Genomic DNA, 19,238 nt, shown 5'->3' on the forward strand with positions numbered 1-19,238 from the left:
CTTCACGGCTCTGCGAGATGCGTCAGCTTCGGTGCCGAACAGTGCCCTGCCGCCCCGATGGAGCCGTGGGGGATCGAGGGGGGGCGGCGCTGGGGAGGAGCCCCCGGTGCGCCACACGTTGCGTCGTCCAGTCCGCGATCAATCCGCGATCCCCGAGAAGAGAAGCGTCGTGTCGAGTGCCAGTGACGTTCGTGACCAGCCGATAGTAACCAAATGTCCCCACCGCGCAAGCACTCGAAGCGGCCCCCATCGCCGTGACGCTCGCCCGGACGTCCCGAACAGCCGCCGCGCGGTCGCGCTCGCTTCCGCGCGGGGGTAGGCACACATCAGCGCCTCGCTGGGCGGCGGAAGGTGGCGCCGAGATCCCAGCCCTCGCCGCTGGCGGCGCGCGCGAGCGCGACGTCCGGCAGCACGCCGCCCGCGATCCGGACCTCGGCGACCACGCCGAGGCGGAGCGTCGCGGTGAGCGAGCGGGGGGCGGCGCCGGGCACGAGGCGGGGCGGGTGACGGGCGAGGTCGAGGGCGCGGCTGCGATCGTCGGCGGTCGCGAGGGCGAGCAGCGCGCCGAGGGGCCCGGGGCCGAGCGGGCGCACCAGCTCGATCGCGAGCGTCGCCTTCCCGCGGGCGCGGCGGCGCCCGAGCTCCGCCCGCGCCACCGGCTCCGCGGTGACCTCGTGCCCGGGCCGCGAGAGGATCGGCGCGACCGCCTCGGCGACCTCGACGAGGTGGGCGGCTGACTCGTCCACGAGCAGCGACGCCGGGGGCCCTCCCCACGCGGGATCGCCGTGCGCCCTCGGGAGGCCGACGAGGCCGAGGTGCGCGAGGCGCTCGGGCGGCAGCGCGTCGACCAGCCGCTGCGCGACGCCAGGCTGACCGAAGAGCCCGGCGTCGGGGCCCGTCGTGAGCACGATCCACCCGGCGACGCCCAGATCGAAGCGGACGGCGCCGCGGCGGTTCGTGTGGAGGCCGGCGCCGAGCCAGCCGAGATCGTCGCGCTCGGTCTCGAACGCGCGCAGCGACGTCGTCAGGTCCTCGGAGCGGATCACCTCGATCGCGTCGAGGAAGGCAGCGCCGCGCGCGGCGACGTCGTTGCGCGTCAGCGTGATCTGCCCCGGGCCGACGTCGGCCCGGAACGCCCCGGTGCCATCCGGCGCCGCAGCGTCGAAGCTACGCGGCAGGAGCGCGACCATCGGCGACGCGAGCGCGCGGGCGACGCGGGCGGGATCCGCGCGCGGGAACACCGCGGCGAGCGGATCCCTCGGGTGCCGCTCGGGCCTCGGGATGTCGGCGAGCGCCGCGGCGGCGCCGCGAGCGCGGGCGCGCTCGACGGAGCTCACGATGTCGCGGCCGTCGAGCTTGAGCAGGCGCGCGGTGCGCAACCCCTCGCGGAGGCGCACGACCGCGCCATCCGCCTCGCGCGACGGCAGCGCGGACGAGAGCGTCGGGTACGGGTTCCCGGACGCGTCGAGCCCGTAGAGGCTGTCGGCGATCGCCGACGCAAACAGCGCCGCGGCGGGATCGCTCAGCTCGTGCGGATCGAGCGAGCTCGTCGGCCACGGGAGGTGCATCGAGAGGCGGCCGCCGAGCGGGGTGCGCCCCATCGCACGCGCGCCCTCCGGGAGGGCGGCCGCGCCGAGCAGCGCGCCGGCGCCGCCGAGGAAGGCGCGGCGCGGGAGGCTCACCGCACCACCCAGATCTCGTCCGCCGTCGCGACGGCGAACGGGGCGCGCCCGGCCCCGTCGGGCGGACAGACCGCGAGGGCGCGCACCCCCGCCGGCGCCGGCAAGCGCAGGATCTCCTCTGGCGCCGCGCGGGCCGGGCCGCCTTCCCGGCGCCGCCACGACCAGACCACGACGGCATCCTCGAGCGGATCGAGGACGTCGAGGCTGGCGAGCAGCTCGGGCTCTCCATCCTGATCGAGATCGCCGACCGCGAGCTGCGCCCCGGCGCTGCCCACGACCTTGCGGCGGCCCGCGCTGTCCCGGAGCTCGACCGCGCCGCGCTCGCGCGTCGCCCAGACCGCGAAGGGCTCGCCCTGCGCGGACAGGAGCTGCGCCGACGCGAGCGCGTCGTACCGGCCGGAGAGCGACGCGGTCGCCGGCGGGGGATCGGCCGGGGCGCACGGCCCGAGCGGGCCCGTGAGGAGCGTCCCCCACGCCGTCGTGCAGGCCGAGCCGCCCGCGTCCGGGATCGCCAGCCCCGGCAGCTCGGCGAGCGCCTTCAGCTCGCCGTCGAAGCGGACGCTGCGCGCGCGGTCGGTGAGCCCGACGTCGGCGAACGGCGGCAGGCGCTCGCCGTCCCTCGCGCGCTCGACGAGCGTGGCGAACGCGAGCGGCTCGCGGAGCGGCGCCGGGTGCACCGCGACCACGTCCGGCCACGGGCGCGACGCGAGCGGCACGACCCGGCCGCCGCGGAGGCGGAGCGTCGTCACGCGCCGGCGGCTCACGCTCAGGAGCTCGAGCGCCCCGTCGGCGTCGAGATCGCCGCACGCGAGCGCGACCACGTCGCCCTCGAAGTTCTTGGCGCGGTCGACCCTGGCGGCGACGAGCGGGATCGGCGCGAGGAAGCTGCGGATCTCCGCGTCGAGGGGCGCCTCGGCGTAGGCGTGGGCGATGGGCCCCGGCGCCGGGTCGCGGATGCGCGCCCAGACGGTGCGCGGCACCGGGTACACGTCCGCGGTGACGCGCAGCTTCCCCGCCGCGATCTCGACGACGAGGTGGACGAGCGCCGCGTCGTCGCGCGCCGCCTCGCGCGCGAGCGGCAGCGGGATCGGGTCCTTCTGCGCGCGCACGCCGGCGCCGAGCTTGCCGGCGACCTGGGCGGCGAGCGTGGCCACGAGCTGGGCGCCGCGCGGCGCGGGCGCGTCGGAGACCAGCGGCGCGGCGGCCACGAGCGCGCGGCCGTCCACGGCGTCGAGCGAGCGCACGAGCGCGTCGACGGCGCGAGCCACGGCCGAGCGCGGCGGCCTCGGCGCCGGCGATGCAGGAGGCTGCGCCGCAGCGGGCGGAGGAGACGGCTGCGCCTCGGCGGGACGCGCGAGCGCGAGGAGAGCGACAAGGAGGAGGCCCCGGGGCGACAACGGCGACATGTTATGCGCGTCCGTGGGCCCGGGGCCAGAGCCGCAGCCCCGCAGGCACCACGAGGAGCGCGACGACGAGGCCGACCGCGCTGCCCAGCGCTCCGACCCGGCCCAGGTCGCGGAGGCCGTCGAAGCCGCAGAACGCGAGCGCGGAGAAGCCCGCGGCCGTGGTCAGCGCCGTGGCGGCGATCGCCGGCCCCTCGCGGCGCAGCGTCTCGCGGATCACGGCGTCGCCGCCGCCCGCCGCCTCGATGTCGCGGGCGCGGTGGAGCAGGAACATGCCCTCGTCCACCGTGATCCCGAGCAGCACCGGGATGACGAGCGCGTCGTACGCGTGCAGGGGGATGCCGAGCACCCGGATCAGCAGGAGGACGAGGGAGATCTCCGAGGCGACGACGAGCGCGGCCAGCAGGATGTCGCGCGCGCTGCGGAGGGAAGCGGAGAGCGCCAGCAGCACGAGCGCGCCCGCGACGAGCGCGATCCTCGGCATGTCGTGCGCGAGCGTCTCGCGCAGCGACGCCTCGAGCCGGCTGTAGCCGGTGAGCATGGCGCCCGGATCCTCCTCGCGGATCGCGCGCTCGATCTGCGCGACCGAGCCGGTCTCGCGGGGCCGCACGTACAGCGCGACGAGCGCCTCGCCCCCGTCCGCCCCGAGGTAGCGCGAGAGCAGGATGGACGCGGGGCCGCGCTCGAGATCGGAGAGCGCCACCTCCTGCCGGGGCGGCGCGCGCATCCCGTCGAGCACCGCCGAGAAGCGCTCGGGCGCGAAGCCCGTGTCGCGGAGCGCGCGCGCGAGCTCGTCGGCCTTGGCGGGCAGGTCGAGCGCGTCGCGCGCGGCGAAGCGCTCGGCCTGCGTCGGGGCGGCGGGGGCGAGCGCGGTGAGCGCGTCGACGGCCTCCACGTCGGCCTTCATCGAGGCGAGGCGCTCCGCGATCCGGTCGCCGCGCGCGCGGGCGCGCTCCTGGTCGCCGTCCGCGAGGAGCACCACCCATTGCCCTCGCCGCCCGCCGAACGCGTCGAAGATCTCCTGCTGTACCTTGAGCGGCTCGAGCTCGGCCGGCCTGATCGCGACGATGGCCTCCGCGAGCGGCGGGGAGGCGCCAAGCGACACCGCCGCGATGGGGAGCGCCGCGAGCCCCGTGAGCGCGAGCGCGCGGCCCCGGGTGCGGGTCAGCCGGTAGATGCCGTCGGGCCAGCGCGCCGGCGCCTCGGTCGGCGGGGTCCCCCGCTCGAGCCACGCGCCCACGGCCGGCGTCACGAGGACGATGGCGATCGCCGTCAGGACCTCGCCCGCGGCGCACAGGAGCCCGAGCTGCCGGAGCGCGTTGATGTCCGACAGCGCGAGCGCCCCGAACGCCGCCGCCGCCGTGACGGCAGCGATGAGCACCGCGCGGGAGGTCCGCGCCCTCGCCGCGCGCGCGGCCGCCTCCGGATCGAGGCCCTCGCGCCGCGCCTCGAGCAGCGCGGCGTAGACGTGGACGCCGGTGTCGACGCCGACGCCGACGACCACCGACATGAAGGCGACGGCGATCGCGCTGAGCCCGCCCGGGAGCGCCGTGGCGAGCCCCGCGGTCCAGAGGGTCCCGAGCACGAGCGGCGGCATCACCGCGGCGAGGGCGCGCAGGCGGCGGAAGAGCAGCGCGAAGACGACGGAGGCGAGCAGCATCGAGAGCGACCCCGAGATCGCGAGATCGCGCGTGAGCATCGCCTCGGTCGCCGCGGCGATGGCGTGCCCGCCGGTGAGCCCGAGCGTGAGCCCGGGGTGCGCCGCGCGGATCGGGCCGAGGACGGCGTTCGCGTCCGCGACGAACGCCCGCGCGTCGGCGCCGCGGAGCGCCTGCCCCGCTGGCTGCACCAGGACGAGGTGCACCTTGCCGTCGTCCGTGGCGAAGGCGCCGTCCGCCTGCGTGCGCACCCCGGATCCGATGTCCGCGGACTCGAAGACGAGCTGCGAGAGGCGCAGCGGGTCGGCCGCGATCGTCTCCGCCGCGGCGCCGCCGCCCGGCGCGAGCAGCATGGCGCGCGTCTCGGCGAGGCGCTCCCGCATCCCCTCGGGCGAGAGCGCGGCGGCGAGGCGCTCTCGCACGCGCGCGTCCGCGTGCCGGAACGCGACCCACGGATCGAGCGAGCGCGAGACGTCGATCCGATCGGCGGCGCGCTGCACGGTCGGGCGCGCCGCGAGGGCCCGCGCGATCTCTGCGGCCACGGCCGCGTTCTCGTCGGGGTCGTCGCCCTTGACCATCACGACGCCGAGGTCGCCGCCCCCGAACCCGCGCACGTACCGGCGCAGCGCCGCGGCGTCTCCGCGCTCCGGCAGGAGCGAGGCGACGTTCGGCTCGAGCTGTAGCCGCAGCGTCACGGCGGCGAAGGCGGCGAGCGTCAGCGCCGCGAGGACGACGACGACGACAAGGCGGAGCGGCCGGCGGGGGGCGTCCGCACGAGCCGACGGAGGCGGAGGAGGTGCTGCCATGGAAACGCCGGGCCGTGCCCGGCGCCGCTCCTCTACCCTCACGCCCGCCTCGCCGCGAGGATATCCACCCTCACGCCCGCCTCGCCGCGAGGCCCCCCACACGGACGATGCTCCCGAGCTCACGACGCTTGCGCTCACGAGGGCGCCGATTCATCCCGGCAGCATGGAGCTCCCCCCGATCGTCCTCGCAGGCAGAGCCGTCCTGCGGAAGCCCGCCGCGCCCGTCCCGCCCGAGGAGATCGGGACGAAGCGGCTCAAGCACCTCGTCTCGACGATGGTCTCCGTCATGCGCAAGGCGCCCGGCGTGGGGCTCGCGGCGCCGCAGATCGGCGTCGACCAGCAGGTGATCGTGCTCGAAGACAGCGAGGAGCTCATGTCCCGCCTCACGGCGGGCCAGCGCGCCGAGCGCGGCCGCGTGCCCTTCCCGCTCAGGGTGATCATCAACCCGACGCTGAGGGTCCTCGCCCCGTCGCTCCAGGACGCGGCAGGCGCGGGGCGAACGACGTTCTTCGAGGGCTGCCTGAGCGTCCCGGGTTACATGGCGCTGGTCGAGCGAGATCTGTCCGTCGAGGTGAGCGGCGTGGACGAGGAGGGCAAGGAGGTCCGGTGGGAAGCGACGGGCTGGCCCGCGCGGATCCTCCAGCACGAGGTCGATCACCTCCGCGGCACGCTGTACGTCGATCGCATGGTCACGCGCTCCTTCTGCAGCAACGAGGAGGCGAAGCTCTTGCTCAGCCTGTCCGTCGCCGAGGCGCGGGCTGCGCTCGGCGCGTGACCGCGGCCCGTCGCGCCGGGAGGCGAGCGCGCTCGACCGGCGGGCGCGCGCTCACGGCGAGGGCAACGGGCTGGCGCCGCGCCCGGCGCTGGCGACGAGGGCATTCACGATCCGCTCCATCCTGATCCCGCGGGAGCCCTTCACGAGCACCAGATCACCGCGCTCGACGATCTCCTGCGCTCGGGCCGCCGCGGCGTCCGCGTCTACGGCGAACCACGCCCGCACGCCCGCAGCCTCGGCGGCGCGCGCGATCCGCGCCGCCTCGCCGCCGACGGCGATGAGCGCGGCGGGGCGCGCGGCGCCGACCTGCTCGCCGAGCGCGTCGTGCTCCGCCGCCGCCAGCGCGCCGAGCTCGCGCATCTCGCCGAGCAGCAGGACCAGCCGCTTCCCGAGCGCCTCGGCGACCTCGACGGCCGTCCTGAGGGACGATCGCATCGACAGCGGGTTGGCGTTGTAGCTGTCGTCGATGACCACGGTGCCGTCCGGCAGCTCGCGGACGGACAGGCGCCCGTCCCCCGGCGGCGCGAGCCCTGCGGCGGCGCGAGCCGCTCGCTCGGTCGAGAGCGGCTCGCCGACCGCCTCTTCCACGACCGCGACGGCCGCCGCCGCCGCCAGCGCACCCGCCTCGCCGAGCAGCGGGACGACGAGCTCCAGCGCCTCGCCTCCGCGCTCGATCCGCACCGAGGTGCCGCGCACCCCGACCGGCCGCCTCCCCGCGATCCGGATCCGCGCGCGCTCCCCGAAGCCGTAGGTGATCCGCCGCGCGGCGCCGGCGCGCTCGATCTGCTCGACCACCTTCGCGTCGTCGCCGTTGCCGAGGGCTACCCCCTCGGCCGGCAAGGCGGCGAGCAGATCACCTTCCTCGGCGGCGACGTCTTCCAGCGTGCCGAGCCCCTCGGTGTGCTCGACGCCGATGGACGTCAGCACGGCGAGATCCGGCCCCGCGATCCGCGCGAGGGCCGCGACCTCGCCGCGCTGGTTCGTGCCGATCTCGACGACCGCGAAGCGATGGCGGTCCTCGAGCCCGAGCAGCGTCATCGGCAGCCCGATGGCGTTGTTCAGGTTGCCCGCCGTCGCGTGCACCTCGCCGCGGCCCGCCCCTGCGAGCAGCGCCGCGATGGTTCGCGTCGTCGTCGTCTTGCCGGCCGAGCCGCCGATCGCGACGATCGCCCGCGGCCCGTCGGGGTGGGCGCCCGTCCGCCATCGCTCGCGGTGCGCTCTGGCCAGCGCCCCGAGCGCCGCGAGGCCGTCGTTCACGAGCACCGCGCCTCCTCCGGGCGGCAGGGCAACCTCCCGCGAGACGATGAACGCGGCCGCCCCGCGCTGCGCGGCGGCGTCGAGGAACCTGTGGCCATCGAAGCTCTCGCCGGCGAGCGCGACGAACGCCGCTCCTGGCGCGATCGTCCGGCTGTCGGTCGAGACGCCCCGCGCGTCCGGCCCGCTCCTCAGCACGCGCCCGCCGGTCGCGCGCGCCAGCTCGTCGAGGGAGAAGGGGGCAAGGTTGTGCGGGATCGGCGTCGCCATCGCGGGCGATCACCAGCACGGAACGGGGCGCGGGGCCAACGAATCGCCTGCGGCGCGCCCCGTCTGTGCGGCGTCGCGCCGCCTCAGCGCCGGGTCTTTTCCTTCTCGACCTCGTCGTAGATGTCGTCGCTCTTCGGCCGTGGGCGCGCGGCTGGGCGGGGCGCGGCGGGCGCGCTGGGGGCCGCCGTCACGCTCACGGTGGGCTCTGGCGACGCCTCGGCGGCCGCGGGCGGCGGCTCCTTGTAGTCGATCGCGATCGGTCCTCCGCCGCCCATGCTCTGCCACAGCGTGATCCCGATGAGCGCCAGCAAGGCCACCGCCAGGATCACGCTGAGCACGATGATGAGCGTCCTGCCGCCCTCCCGCCGCCGCGGCGCGACGGCGGCGGGTGGCTTCTGCGGTTCCGGGCGCTCCTGGACGAAGGTCGACGGGAGCGCCGGCATCTCGAGGCGCGCCGACGTGGTGGCCCACGGGCTCTCGGCCGGGGGCATGGCCGCTCCGTCCCACCCGCCGGCCGCCTGGGGCGCGCCGTGCGCCGACGCGCCGGGAGCTGCGCTCATCGCCGGCGCGGGCGCCGCGGCCGGTGGCGGCCCGGCCTGTGCCGACATCCCCGCATGCAGCGAGGGCATCGGCGTGCGCGCGGCCTCTGCTGATACGGCGGGCGAGGCGGCACCGAAGCCAGGGCTCGCGAACCCGGGCGGCGCCGCCGCTGCGGGCGGCTGGCCGGCGTGAGGCGATGGCATCGGCGCGCGCGCGGCCTCTGGCGCGGCGGGCGCAGCAGCCCCGAAGCCAGGGCTCGCGAACCCAGGCGGCGCCGCCGGAGCAGGCGGCTGGCCGGCGTGCAGCGAGGGCATCGGCGCGCGCGCGGCCTCTGGCGCAGCGGGCGCGGCCGCACCGAAGCCAGGGCTCGCGAACCCGGGCGGCGCTGCCGGCGCAGGCGGCTGCGCCGCGCTCGCGCCCATCCGGTCCGTGATCGGCGCCGGCTGGAAGGCCGGCTGGCTCGGAGGCACCGGATCCGACTGCGGCGGCGCCGAGATGAACGGGAGCGCGCTCGGAGAAAAGACGCCGCTGGCCGAGAGCACGTCCTGCTGCGAGACGAGCCCGGGCGGAAGGGTCCCTCCGCGCGCCGAGACGCTCGCCGTCGGCGGCTGGGTGTACCCGGACCCGGCGGGAGCTGGCCCTGAGAACGCCGGCGCCGGCATGGCGCCCGAGAACGCGGGCGCCGATGCCGCCGGCCCCGAGAACGCGGGCGCCGACGGCATCGGCCCCGAGAACGCGGGCGGGCTCTGCTGCTGGAGATGAGGGCTCAGCGCGTACTGCGCGGAGAGCGGTCGCAGGGCGCCCGGCGCCATCAGCGGCGGCACGGGCAGCGGCCGGAAAGGGATCCCCGAGCCGTGCGCCGACGGGAGCGGCCGGCCTGGTTGCGCCGCCCTCTCACTCTCGGGGGCTCCCCATGGAACGTGTTTGTCGGTCATCCGCGCGCCTCGGAGGGACCGCCCACGCGACCCCTCCGCCTCACACTGAAGCGGAACAGCGCTCTCAATCTACCCCCAAGTCTCGGCGTGCGGCCATCCTTCTGACGCGTCGCCCCGCCCCGCGAGGCGCTGCCGCTCGTCGGCGCTGGCGCCACGCAGCGCCGCGCCGTGACGACACCGCCCGTCGCGGACGCAGGATAGCGACGCCAGGGGTGCGCTCCTCGGGTCGGCGCGATGAAGAGCGAGCTCGTCCCGCCGCCGAGGCGCTCACGAGGTGCGCGCTTTCGCCAGCGCCACCGGCGAGCAGGGGGCGCGCACGACGCTCCGGCGCGCGGGTGGCTCGAGAGCGCGAGGCGGCGCGCGAGGTCAGCCCTCTCGGGCGCGGGCGTCTCCGACGGCAGAGCTCGGACCGAGGCGCTGTCCACGCTTGTCGGGAACTCTCGACATGGCCGCGGCGCGCCGTGGACGGGCGTGGCGCTCCCGCCGGGGCGCGGGCGTCTGCCGCCGCGGGGCGGCTGTCGACCGCGGCAGCACAGTGCTATGGCACGTCGCGATATGGCCGCCGAGACGATGGACCCCCGCGCCTCCACCGAACCTTCTCCCAACGAGCCGCGTGAGCCCGCGCGCTACGATCATGCCGCCGTCGAGCCGCGCTGGCAGCGCGCGTGGGAGGAAGGCGAGACCTTCCGCGCCGTCCGCAGCGCGGACCCCGCCCGCGCGAAGCGCTACGTGCTCGACATGTTCCCCTACCCGTCGGGGTCGGGGCTGCACGTCGGCCACCCCGAGGGGTACACGGCGACCGACATCATGTCCCGCTACTTCCGCATGCGCGGGATCGACGTGCTGCACGTCATGGGCTGGGACGCCTTCGGGCTGCCGGCGGAGCAGCACGCCCTCGAGACCGGCACGCACCCGGCCGACACGACGGCGCGGAACATCGCGACCTTCAAGCGCCAGCTCAAGATGCTGGGCTTCAGCTACGACTGGTCGCGAGAGCTCTCCACGACCGATCCGCGCTACGTGCGCTGGACGCAGTGGATCTTCCTCCAGCTCTTCAAGAAGGGGCTCGCGTACCAGGACGAGGTGAGCGTCAACTGGTGCCCGGCGCTCGGGACCGTCCTTGCGAACGAGGAGGTTATCGACGGCAAGAGCGAGCGCGGCTCGCACCCGGTCTACCGGACGCCGCTCAGGCAATGGATGCTCCGCATCACCGCCTACGCCGACCGCCTGGCGGAGGATCTGCGCCTCCTCGACTGGCCTGAAGGGACGGTGGCGATGCAGCGCTCCTGGATCGGCCGCTCGGAGGGGGCGCTCATCACGTTCGAGGTCAAGGGATGGGGCAAGGGCGCGCTGAGCGTGTTCACGACCCGCCCCGACACGCTGATGGGCGTCACCTACGTCGTGCTCGCGCCCGAGCACCCGCTCACGGCATGGCTCACGAGCGCGGAGAGCGGCGCGTCCGAGCCGCGCCGCGAGGCGGTGCGCGCGTACGTCGCGGCCGCTGCGGGCAAGAGCGATCGCGAGCGGCTCGCCGCGGCGGCGAGGGAGAAGACCGGCGTCGACACCGGCCTCGTCGCCGTCCACCCCATCACGGGCGTGGAGGTGCCGATCTGGGTCGCCGACTACGTGCTCGGCGGCTACGGCACCGGCGCCGTGATGGCGGTGCCAGGGCACGACGAGCGCGACTTCTCCTTTGCCCGCACCTACGGGCTGCCCATCGTCGAGGTCGTGAGCCCCGACGGCACCCTGCACGACCAGCTCGAGGCCGCCTACGTCGACCCGGGCGTCGCGGTCCGGAGCGGCGAGTTCGACCGGCTCACGACGGAGGAGTGCAAGCGCGCGGTCATCGCGCGCCTCGAGGCGCTCGGGCGAGGCAAGCGCGAGGTGAACTACAAGCTGCGCGACTGGGTCTTCTCCCGCCAGCGCTACTGGGGCGAGCCGATCCCGATCTACTTCCCCGTCGAGCTCGCCGATCCGCAGGGCGATCCCAGGAAGGGCGCCGCGCACACGATCCGTTACGATCAGCCGATCGCGGTCGACGAAGCCAGCCTCCCGATCGAGCTGCCGCCGCTCGCCGACTTCCGCCCTGGCGACGACCCTGCGGGCCCGCTGGCGCGCGCCGTCGACTGGCGCTTCTTCCAGCGGGACGGCAAGTGGTACGCGCGCGAGACGAACACGATGCCGCAGTGGGCGGGCTCGTGCTGGTACTACCTCCGCTTCCTCGATCCGCAGAACGACGCGGAGCCGTTCTCGGAGGCCGCGTACGACGCGTGGATGCCCGTCGACCTCTACGTCGGCGGCGCGGAGCACGGCGTGCTGCACCTCCTCTACGCGCGCTTCTGGCACAAGGTGCTCTACGACCTCGGCCATGTGAAGCACCCCGAGCCCTTCGCGAAGCTCGTCCATCAGGGGATGATCCTGGGCGAGGACAACGAGAAGATGTCGAAGTCGCGGGGCAACGTGATCAACCCCGACGACATCGTGCGGGCCCACGGCGCCGACGTGCTGCGGATGTACGAGATGTTCATGGGCCCGCTCGAGGCGGTGAAGCCCTGGCAATCAGGGCAGATCCAGGGGGTGGTCCGGTTCCGGGACCGCGTGTTCGCGACGTGCACGCGACCGCTCTCGGACGCGATGGACGACGCGACGAGCCGGCAGCTCCACAGGACGATCAAGAAGGTGACCGGCGACATCGAGGGGATGGCGTTCAACACCGCCATCTCCGCGATGATGGTCTTCGTGAATCACCTGAGCTCGCTGCCTTCGCCGCCGCGCGAGGCGGTCCTGCGGCTGATCCTCCTCGTCTCCCCCTTCGCGCCGCACCTCGCGGAGGAGCTGTGGCGGCTCACCGGCCACGAGCGTTCGCTCAGCTACGAGCCATGGCCCTCCTACGACGAGGCCTTCTGCGTCGACGACGTCCTGGAGATCCCGGTGCAGGTGAACGGCAAGGTCCGCGGTCGCGTGATGCTGGCGAAGGCGGCATCGGAGGAGGAGGCACGAGCCGCCGCGCTCGGCCTGGAGACCGTGGCTGCCCTCGCCGCGGGCAAGCAGCTGAAGAAGTTCATCTACGTGGCGGGGAAGATCGTGAACATCGTGGTCGGCTGACGCTCCGGCGCCGCCCGGAGAGCTCCGGCGCCGCCGGGAGAAAACGAGCGCTCGCAGCGCGGCGACGTCGCGAACGGACGCGTGGGATAGCAGCGCGAGGGAGGCGCTCCCGGCGCGCGAGGCCCCGCGCCCACGCCGCCTGCTCGCTGGAGCCTCGGGCTCCAGCGTTCTGCGCTCGGTTGACGACAGGGTCGGAGCTCGGGTGTACATGAGCCCGATCGGCGCGCTGACCGCATCCCGCACCACAGCGCATCGGGGTGGCTCCGCCGACGCGTGAGCTTCCCCGGAAGCAATCCTCTCCTCCTTCGGGGCGCGCGGTGGTGCACAGCCCAGGCTGGCAGGTGCCGTGCAAAGGCGGCTGGCCGTGTGCCGGAACAGCACCGCATGGTGTACCCGAGCTGGCTGCCTCCTCGCCGCCGCGCTGGCCGGCTGCGCTGGAGACGCGGACGAAGCGGACCTGCACGAGCAGGACGCGGCCGAGGCCGCGCTGGAGATCAAGGGAGGGTATCTAGACGCTGGAGACCGCGCGGTCGCCGGGCTCCTCATCACCGATCGCAGAGGACGCGTCGCGCGGACCTGCTCGAGCACCGTGATCGCGCCCAACCTGGTGCTCACCGCGCAGCACTGCGTCGCGGAAGCTCCCAAGCTCATCGCCTGCAAGACGGCGACGTTCGGTGAGCCGGTCGATGCCTCGCAGGTCTACGCCACGCTCGGCGGGGCCCTGTGGGCTGCGGACACGCCGTGGATCGGCGCGCGCGCGCTGCTCAGCCCGCCCGACGGCAACGCCGTCTGCGGGCGCGACATCGCGCTCGTCGTGCTGTCCTCCCCGCTCGGCGGCAGCGAGGTCACGCCGCTCGCGCCGCGCCTCGATCGGCCGCCCGAGGAGAGCGAGGTCTACTCGGCGGTGGGCTTCGGCGACACGGAGGGCAGATCGCGCGGCGGCGGCGTCCGCAGGCGCCGCGATGGGCTCCACGTCGAGTGCGTCGGGTACGGGTGCGGAACGCAGGAGCGCGTCACAGGAGGCGAGTGGCGCGGAGAGAACGGCATCTGCAGCGGCGACTCGGGCGGACCGGCGCTCGACGCCGCGGGGCGGATCATCGGCGTGACGTCGCGCGGGCCAGCCGGCTGCGCCGACCCCATCTATGGTGGGCTCATCGCCCATCGCGACTGGCTCGTGACCGAGGCGAGGCGCGCCGCCGACGTCGGCGACTACGACCCGCCCTGGTGGGCCACGGCGTCGGACCCCGCGGAGCGCTTGCCTTCGCGCCGGCCGCTCGACGAGCGCTGGCTCTCGTGCGCGCACGGCCCCCTCATCGGCGACGACGGCGGGGCCGCGGCTGCGTGCGCGCTGCTCGCGATGCTCGCGCTGCTCGCGCGGAAGCGAGCCAGGACGTCCCGCGGCTGACATGCCGCGCATGCCGCGCACGCCACGCGCGCGCCGCGCCGCAGAGCACGATTTCCGCCTGATCGAAGCTCCAGCGCAGACCTCGCCTGCTAGGATGCGGGCGTCCTGCCCTGCGGAGTGTCCATGCCCATTTCGCCCAGCATCCGTCCGGCCGCGCTGCTCGCGGCGCTCGCGCTCGCCTCGCTTCCCATCGGCTGCGGCCCCACCTACGTGCGCGGCAATCAGGTCGAGGGGCTCGACGACGCGGCGATGAGCACGGGAATCGACAGGCGCGACATCGAGCAGCTCCTCCACGAGAACCTGACGTCGCTGATGGCCTCTCCGGTGGCCAAGGCGTGGGCGCACGACGGCTCGCGGCCCACGCTCGCCATCTATCCGCTGTCGAACCAGACGAGCGAGCACATCGACAGCCAGCTTCAGGCGCTCCTGTCCGATATCGAGACGTACCTGGCCCGGGCGAGCCTCGTCACCGTGGTGAGCGTCGAGCGCCAGCAGCAGATGGTCGCGGAGGTCGAGAAGCAGCACGGCGGCGGGTTCGATCCGAACCACATCGCCGAGTACAACCGCCAGCTCGGCGCGAAGTACTACCTCACCGGCAAGGTCTTCACCGCCGATGAGCGCACCGAGGACGAGCGCCGCGTCCAGTACTTCATGTTCATGCAGCTCATCGAGGTCGCCACGAGCGCGGTGGCCTGGCAGAACAGGGCGGCCTTCACCAAGGCGCTCATCCAGGAGTGATGCGCCGGCGGCACGCGGGCCTCGCGGGGCGCAAGCGTGCGGCCCTGGCTCCTCTCGCGCTGCTCCTCGGCCTCTGGCAGGCCGCCTGCGGCGGGCATGAAGATCGCGTGCGCACCGCGCTCCAGGCGCTCGATCGCGGCGCTCCCGCCGAGGCGGTGGCCGCGCTGAACGAGCAGCTCGAGGTCGAGACCGCGGCTCAGCTCCCGGCGCTCCGGGGCGACAACGCGCTCCTCCTGCTCGACCGCGGCAACATCCTCCTCAGCATGGACAGCTACCGGCTGTCCGCGCGCGATCTCGGGGCCGCGGACAAGTCGATCGACCTGCTCGACATGTCGCGCGGGGCCGCCCACGATCTCGGCAAGTACCTCTTCTCGGACGACGTGGGCCCGTACAAGGCGCCTGCCTACGAGAAGCTGCTCATCAACACCATCAACATGATGAACTACCTGGCCCAGCGCGACCTCAGCGGGGCCAGAGTCGAGGCTCGCCGCCTCGCGATCATGCAGAGATACCTGCGGGATCACGAGGGCGAGACGGCGCTCCTCGGCCTCGGCAGCTACCTTGCGGGCCTCGCCTTCGAGAAGAGCGGCCAGGCTGACGAGGCGCTCCTCCACTACGACGACGCCCTCCGCCACGGGTCGTATCCGTCGCTCCGCCGCCCGCTCCGCGCGCTCACGCGCGGCGAGCCCAGATCGCCCCGCATCGCCTCGTTGATCGAAGGTGAGGCCCCGCCGCCGCCCCTCGACGAGACCGGCGAGGCCGAGCTCATCGTCGTCGTCGGGTTCGGGCGCGTCCCGCAGAAGGTGCCGCAGCGCCTTCCGATCGGCCTCGCGCTCACGCTCGTAGCCAACGACATCAGCCCGACGGATCGCGCGCGGGCGAGCGAGCTCGCGGCGAAGGGGCTCGTGACCTGGGTCAACTACCCGACGCTCGCCCTGGGCAAGGGCGGCTATTCGATTCCCACGCTGAAGCTCGACGGGCGCTCTCAGCCGATGGAGCAGGCGCTCGACGTCGAGGCGCAGGTGCGCGCGACCTGGAAGAAGAGCGAGGGGACCGTCGTCCTGTCGGCCATCACGAGGACCGTCGCCCGCATCGCGGCCGGCGAAGCCGCGCAGGGCGCCACCGAGGCGGCCGCGGAGGACTCCGGGCCGCTGGGCCTGCTCGTCGGCCTGCTGACGAGCGCGACGCTGACCGCGCTCGACACGCCGGACACGCGCGGGTGGTCGACGCTCCCCGCGCGCATCGCGATCGCGCGGACCCGCGTCCGCGCGGGCACGCACGACGTGGTCGTCGGCGTCCGCGGCGAGTCGAGGCGCGCCCGGGTGAGCGTGGCCGCTGGCGGGTGGGCCTTCGTCCCGGTGATGGTCCTCCGCTGAGCGGCGCGCGCGGACGGGAGGGTTGCGGGCGCACTCCTCCCGCGGCAGTCTCCGCGCCGATGCGTAGCCCTCATCTCCGCGCCGTGCTGGTTCACGCGCTCTCGGCGTGCTCGCCCCTCGCGCTCCTCTGCGCGACCGCCTGCGGGGCGCTCGCCACCTCGCCTTCGTGGGTCGGCGGCGGCCTCGCGGTCTCCGCGCCGATCCGGGCGGCCGAGGAGGACGCCGCGATCGAGCGGGAGCGCGCGGTGCTCGCGAGTCAGCCCAAGCAGATCGGCGCGCGGCATCTCCTCGTCATGCACGAGGGCTCGAAGAGCAAGCCCGAGGGCCTCCGCCGCACGCGCGCCGAGGCCCGCGCGCGAGCGCAGGAAGCGCTCCTCAAGATCCGCGGCGGGGCGAGCTTCGAGGAGGCGGTCGCGGAGTACAGCGACGAGCCGGGCGCCGCCGAGCGCGGCGGGGATCTCGGGGTGTTCGAGCGCGGCATGATGGTGAAGGGCTTCTCCGACGCCGCCTTCGCCTTGAAGATCGGCGAGGTGAGCGAGATCATCGAGACGCCGTTCGGCTTCCACATCATCAAGCGCACCGAGTAGCGCCTGCTCCAGGTCGTCGCGCGCCGGCCGCGGGCTCGACGCCTCGGCCTTCGTCGCCTAGCGTGGCGCGCATGACGAGGACCGTCCGCGCTGCGCCGACCGCCGAGCACCGCCGCATCGAGGAAGAGCGCGAGCGCCTCCAGCGCTGGAAGCACTGGGGGCCCTACCTGTCGGAGCGGGCCTGGGGGACGGTGCGCGAGGACTACAGCGCGAACGGGGACGCGTGGGCGCACTTCCCTCACGACCATGCCCGGAGCCGCGCCTATCGCTGGAACGAGGACGGGCTCGGCGGCATCTGTGACCGACACCAGATCTTGTGTCTCGCCGTCGCCGTCTGGAACGAGCGGGATCCGATCCTGAAGGAGCGGGCCTTCGGCCTGACCGGGCCGGAAGGCAACCACGGCGAGGACGTCAAGGAGATCTACTACTACGAAGACGCGACGCCGACCTCCAGCTACCTGCGCTATCTCTACCGGTACCCGCAGCGGCCGTTCCCCTACGAGGCGCTCGTCGCCGCCGCGCGCGGCCGCGGACTCTCGGAGGGCGAGGCAGATCTCCCCGATCTCGGCGCCTTCGACGGGGATCGTTACTTCGACGTCTTCGTCGAGTACGCGAAGCGGAGCCCGAGCGACATCCTGATGGTCATCACCGTGGTGAACCGCGGCCCGGAGGCCGCGCCGATCCACGTGCTCCCGCACCTCTGGTTCCGCAACACATGGTCCTGGACCGAGCCTCCGGGTCCGATCCCGGAGATCCGGGCCATGGAGACCGACGCCGATCATGTGATGCTGCGCGCGGCGCACCCCGAGCAGGGCGCGCATCACCTGTACATCGAGGGCAGCCCGGAGCTGCTCTTCACCAACAACGAGACGAACCGCGAGCGGCTCTATGGCGCCCCTTCGCGGACACCGTACGTCAAGGACGCGTTCCATCACCGGGTCGTCCACGGCGACGAGGCGCGGGTGAACGCCGAGCGCCGCGGCACGAAGGCCGCGAGCTGGCATCGCTTCGAGGTGCCGGCCGGCGGGAGCCGGCGGATCCTGCTCCGGCTCGCGCCCGAGCCGGTGGACTGCCCCTTCGACGGCGCGGACGAGCTCCTGGAGGCGCGGCGCGGGGAAGCGGACGAGTACTATCTCGCCGTCCAGGGCCCTGCCCTGTCCGACGATCGCCGCGCCATCCAGCGTCAGGCGGCGGCGGGGCTGTTCTGGACGATGCAGTTCTACCACTACGACGTCGACACCTGGCTCCGCGGCGACGCGCACGCGCCGCCGCCCGAGCGGCTGAGCGGCCGAAACGCCCACTGGCGGCACGTCTCCGTCGCCGATGTCCTCTCCATGCCCGACGCGTGGGAGTACCCCTGGTTCGCGGCGTGGGATCTCGCCTTCCACGCGGTCGCGCTGGCCTCGCTCGACATCGATCTCGCGAAGGCCCAGCTGAAGATGATGGTCAAGGAGTGGTACCAGCACCCGAACGGGCAGCTGCCTGCCTACGAGTGGGAGTTCTCGGATCTGAACCCCCCGGTGCATGCCTGGGCGACCTACCAGATCTACAAGATCGAGCGGAAGCAGCGGGGCGAGGGGGATCGGGTGTTCCTGGAGCGGGTGTTCCACAAGCTCCTCATCAACTTCGCCTGGTGGGTCAACAAGCGCGACGCCGAGGGGCACAACGTCTTCGAAGGCGGGTTCCTCGGCCTCGACAACATCTCGCTCTTCGATCGCAGCGAGCGGCTCGCGCCCGGGATGCGCCTGGAGCAGGCGGACGCCACGGCGTGGATGGCGATGTACTGCCTCGACCTCATGCGCATCGCGCTGGAGCTCGCGCTCGACAACTCCGCGTACGAGGATCTCGCCAGCAAGTTCTTCGAGCACTTCTTGCGGATCGCGCACGCGCTCCACCACACGGCGGACGGCCGGCTGCCGCTCTGGTCCGAGGAGGACGGCTTCTACTTCGACATCCTCACCGCCGGAGGCAAGCCGCGGCACGTGAAGATCCGATCGGCCGTCGGCCTGATACCGCTCTGCGCGGTGCACGTGATCACCCCGGAGACCTACGGCAAGCTCGCGAACTTCCGGCGCCGGACCGAGTGGTTCCTCCGCAGGAACCCCGCGCTGGCCGAGGCGATCACCGTACGTCCAGACGGCCGCCAGGTGCTCTCCGCGGTGCCGCCGGGGCGCCTCGAGCGGGTGCTCGCGCACCTGTTCGACGAGGACAAGTTCCTCTCGCCGTTCGGCCCGCGCTCGCTCTCCAAGGAGCACGCGGCCGCGCCCGTCTCGCTCGGGCTCGAGCCCTGCGACGCGCAGTACACGGTCGGCTACGAGCCGGGCGAGTCGATCACGCGCATGAAGGGCGGCAACTCCAACTGGCGCGGCCCGATCTGGTTCCCGCTCGGCTACCTGCTCTACCGCTCGCTCCTCCGGCTCGACCACGGCTTCGGCGACGTGCTCACGATCCCGTCGCTCGGCGGCCACGGCCCTCGCACGCTCCGCGACGGAGCGCACGAGATCGCGCGCCGGCTGATCGCGATCTTCGAGCGCGACCGCGAGGGGCGCCGCCCTGTCTACGGCGAGCACCCCCTCTTCCAGCGTGATCCTCGATTCCGAGATCGCCTGTTCTTCTTCGAGTACTTCCACGGCGACACCGGCGCAGGGCTCGGCGCCTCGCACCAGACCGGCTGGACTGCCCTCGTGGGCGACCTGATCCTCCG

Annotated in this window: 12 protein-coding genes (1 of these 12 cut by a window edge); 7 read left to right on the plus strand and 5 right to left on the minus strand. The window is 74.1% G+C overall.

Going from position 1 to position 19,238, the window contains the following annotated elements; genetic code table 11:
• Positions 1-326: 326 nt before the first annotated feature.
• The 3 genes from WME82_RS39710 to WME82_RS39720 are packed head-to-tail and all read right to left on the minus strand — an operon-like array spanning position 327 to position 5,549.
• A complete protein-coding gene (locus WME82_RS39710) occupies positions 327-1,682 on the minus strand; it encodes a hypothetical protein (RefSeq protein ID WP_438039550.1) in 1,356 nt (451 codons plus the stop codon).
• Positions 1,679-3,088, minus strand: coding sequence for a hypothetical protein (locus WME82_RS39715; RefSeq protein WP_438039551.1), 1,410 nt, complete (start codon positions 3,086-3,088; stop codon positions 1,679-1,681). The genes WME82_RS39710 and WME82_RS39715 overlap by 4 nt, the downstream gene beginning before the upstream one ends.
• A gap of 1 nt (position 3,089) precedes the next feature.
• Complete coding sequence (locus tag WME82_RS39720; RefSeq protein ID WP_438039552.1) at positions 3,090-5,549, minus strand: MMPL family transporter; 2,460 nt, start codon at positions 5,547-5,549, stop codon at positions 3,090-3,092.
• Positions 5,550-5,712: 163 nt separating this feature from the next.
• On the opposite strand from WME82_RS39720, the gene WME82_RS39725 reads away from it, so the two are divergent.
• Positions 5,713-6,324 (plus strand): peptide deformylase, encoded by a 612-nt coding sequence (locus WME82_RS39725; RefSeq protein WP_438039553.1) that lies wholly within the window; start codon positions 5,713-5,715, stop codon positions 6,322-6,324.
• A 51-nt stretch (positions 6,325-6,375) separates the two neighbouring features.
• On the opposite strand, the gene WME82_RS39730 is transcribed toward WME82_RS39725, so the two are convergent.
• The gene (locus WME82_RS39730) at positions 6,376-7,848 is read right to left on the minus strand and encodes a UDP-N-acetylmuramoyl-tripeptide--D-alanyl-D-alanine ligase (RefSeq protein ID WP_438039554.1); all 1,473 of its coding nucleotides are present in this window, start codon (positions 7,846-7,848) and stop codon (positions 6,376-6,378) included.
• A gap of 83 nt (positions 7,849-7,931) precedes the next feature.
• Positions 7,932-9,323: a hypothetical protein gene (locus WME82_RS39735; RefSeq protein ID WP_438039555.1), complete on the minus strand. Its 1,392-nt coding sequence runs from the start codon at positions 9,321-9,323 to the stop codon at positions 7,932-7,934.
• 540 nt (positions 9,324-9,863) lie between these two features.
• Here WME82_RS39735 and leuS point away from each other — a divergent pair.
• The 6 genes from leuS to WME82_RS39765 form a co-directional block, all read left to right on the plus strand.
• On the plus strand, positions 9,864-12,428 hold the full coding sequence (leuS, locus tag WME82_RS39740; protein ID WP_438039556.1) for a leucine--tRNA ligase: 2,565 nt from the start codon (positions 9,864-9,866) through the stop codon (positions 12,426-12,428).
• Positions 12,429-12,792: 364 nt separating this feature from the next.
• Complete coding sequence (locus WME82_RS39745; protein WP_438039557.1) at positions 12,793-13,833, plus strand: trypsin-like serine protease; 1,041 nt, start codon at positions 12,793-12,795, stop codon at positions 13,831-13,833.
• A gap of 123 nt (positions 13,834-13,956) precedes the next feature.
• Positions 13,957-14,571 (plus strand): penicillin-binding protein activator LpoB, encoded by a 615-nt coding sequence (locus WME82_RS39750; RefSeq protein WP_437853272.1) that lies wholly within the window; start codon positions 13,957-13,959, stop codon positions 14,569-14,571.
• Positions 14,571-15,947 carry a hypothetical protein gene (locus WME82_RS39755; RefSeq protein WP_438039558.1) on the plus strand — a complete coding sequence of 459 codons (1,377 nt, stop codon included), beginning with the start codon at positions 14,571-14,573 and terminating at the stop codon, positions 15,945-15,947. Before WME82_RS39750 ends, WME82_RS39755 begins: the two co-directional genes overlap by 1 nt.
• 59 nt (positions 15,948-16,006) lie before the next feature.
• The gene (locus tag WME82_RS39760) at positions 16,007-16,534 is read left to right on the plus strand and encodes a peptidylprolyl isomerase (RefSeq protein ID WP_437853276.1); all 528 of its coding nucleotides are present in this window, start codon (positions 16,007-16,009) and stop codon (positions 16,532-16,534) included.
• 71 nt (positions 16,535-16,605) lie between these two features.
• Positions 16,606-19,238, plus strand: partial view of an MGH1-like glycoside hydrolase domain-containing protein gene (locus tag WME82_RS39765; RefSeq protein ID WP_438039559.1) — the 5' portion only. Its footprint extends 31 nt past the window's final position; only the first 2,633 of its 2,664 coding nucleotides appear in the window; it begins with the start codon at positions 16,606-16,608; its stop codon lies off the right edge, out of view.

Source organism: Sorangium sp. So ce128 (genome assembly GCF_051525245.1).
In the GTDB taxonomy this organism is placed as follows: Bacteria; Myxococcota_A; Polyangia; order Polyangiales; family Polyangiaceae; genus Sorangium; species Sorangium cellulosum_B.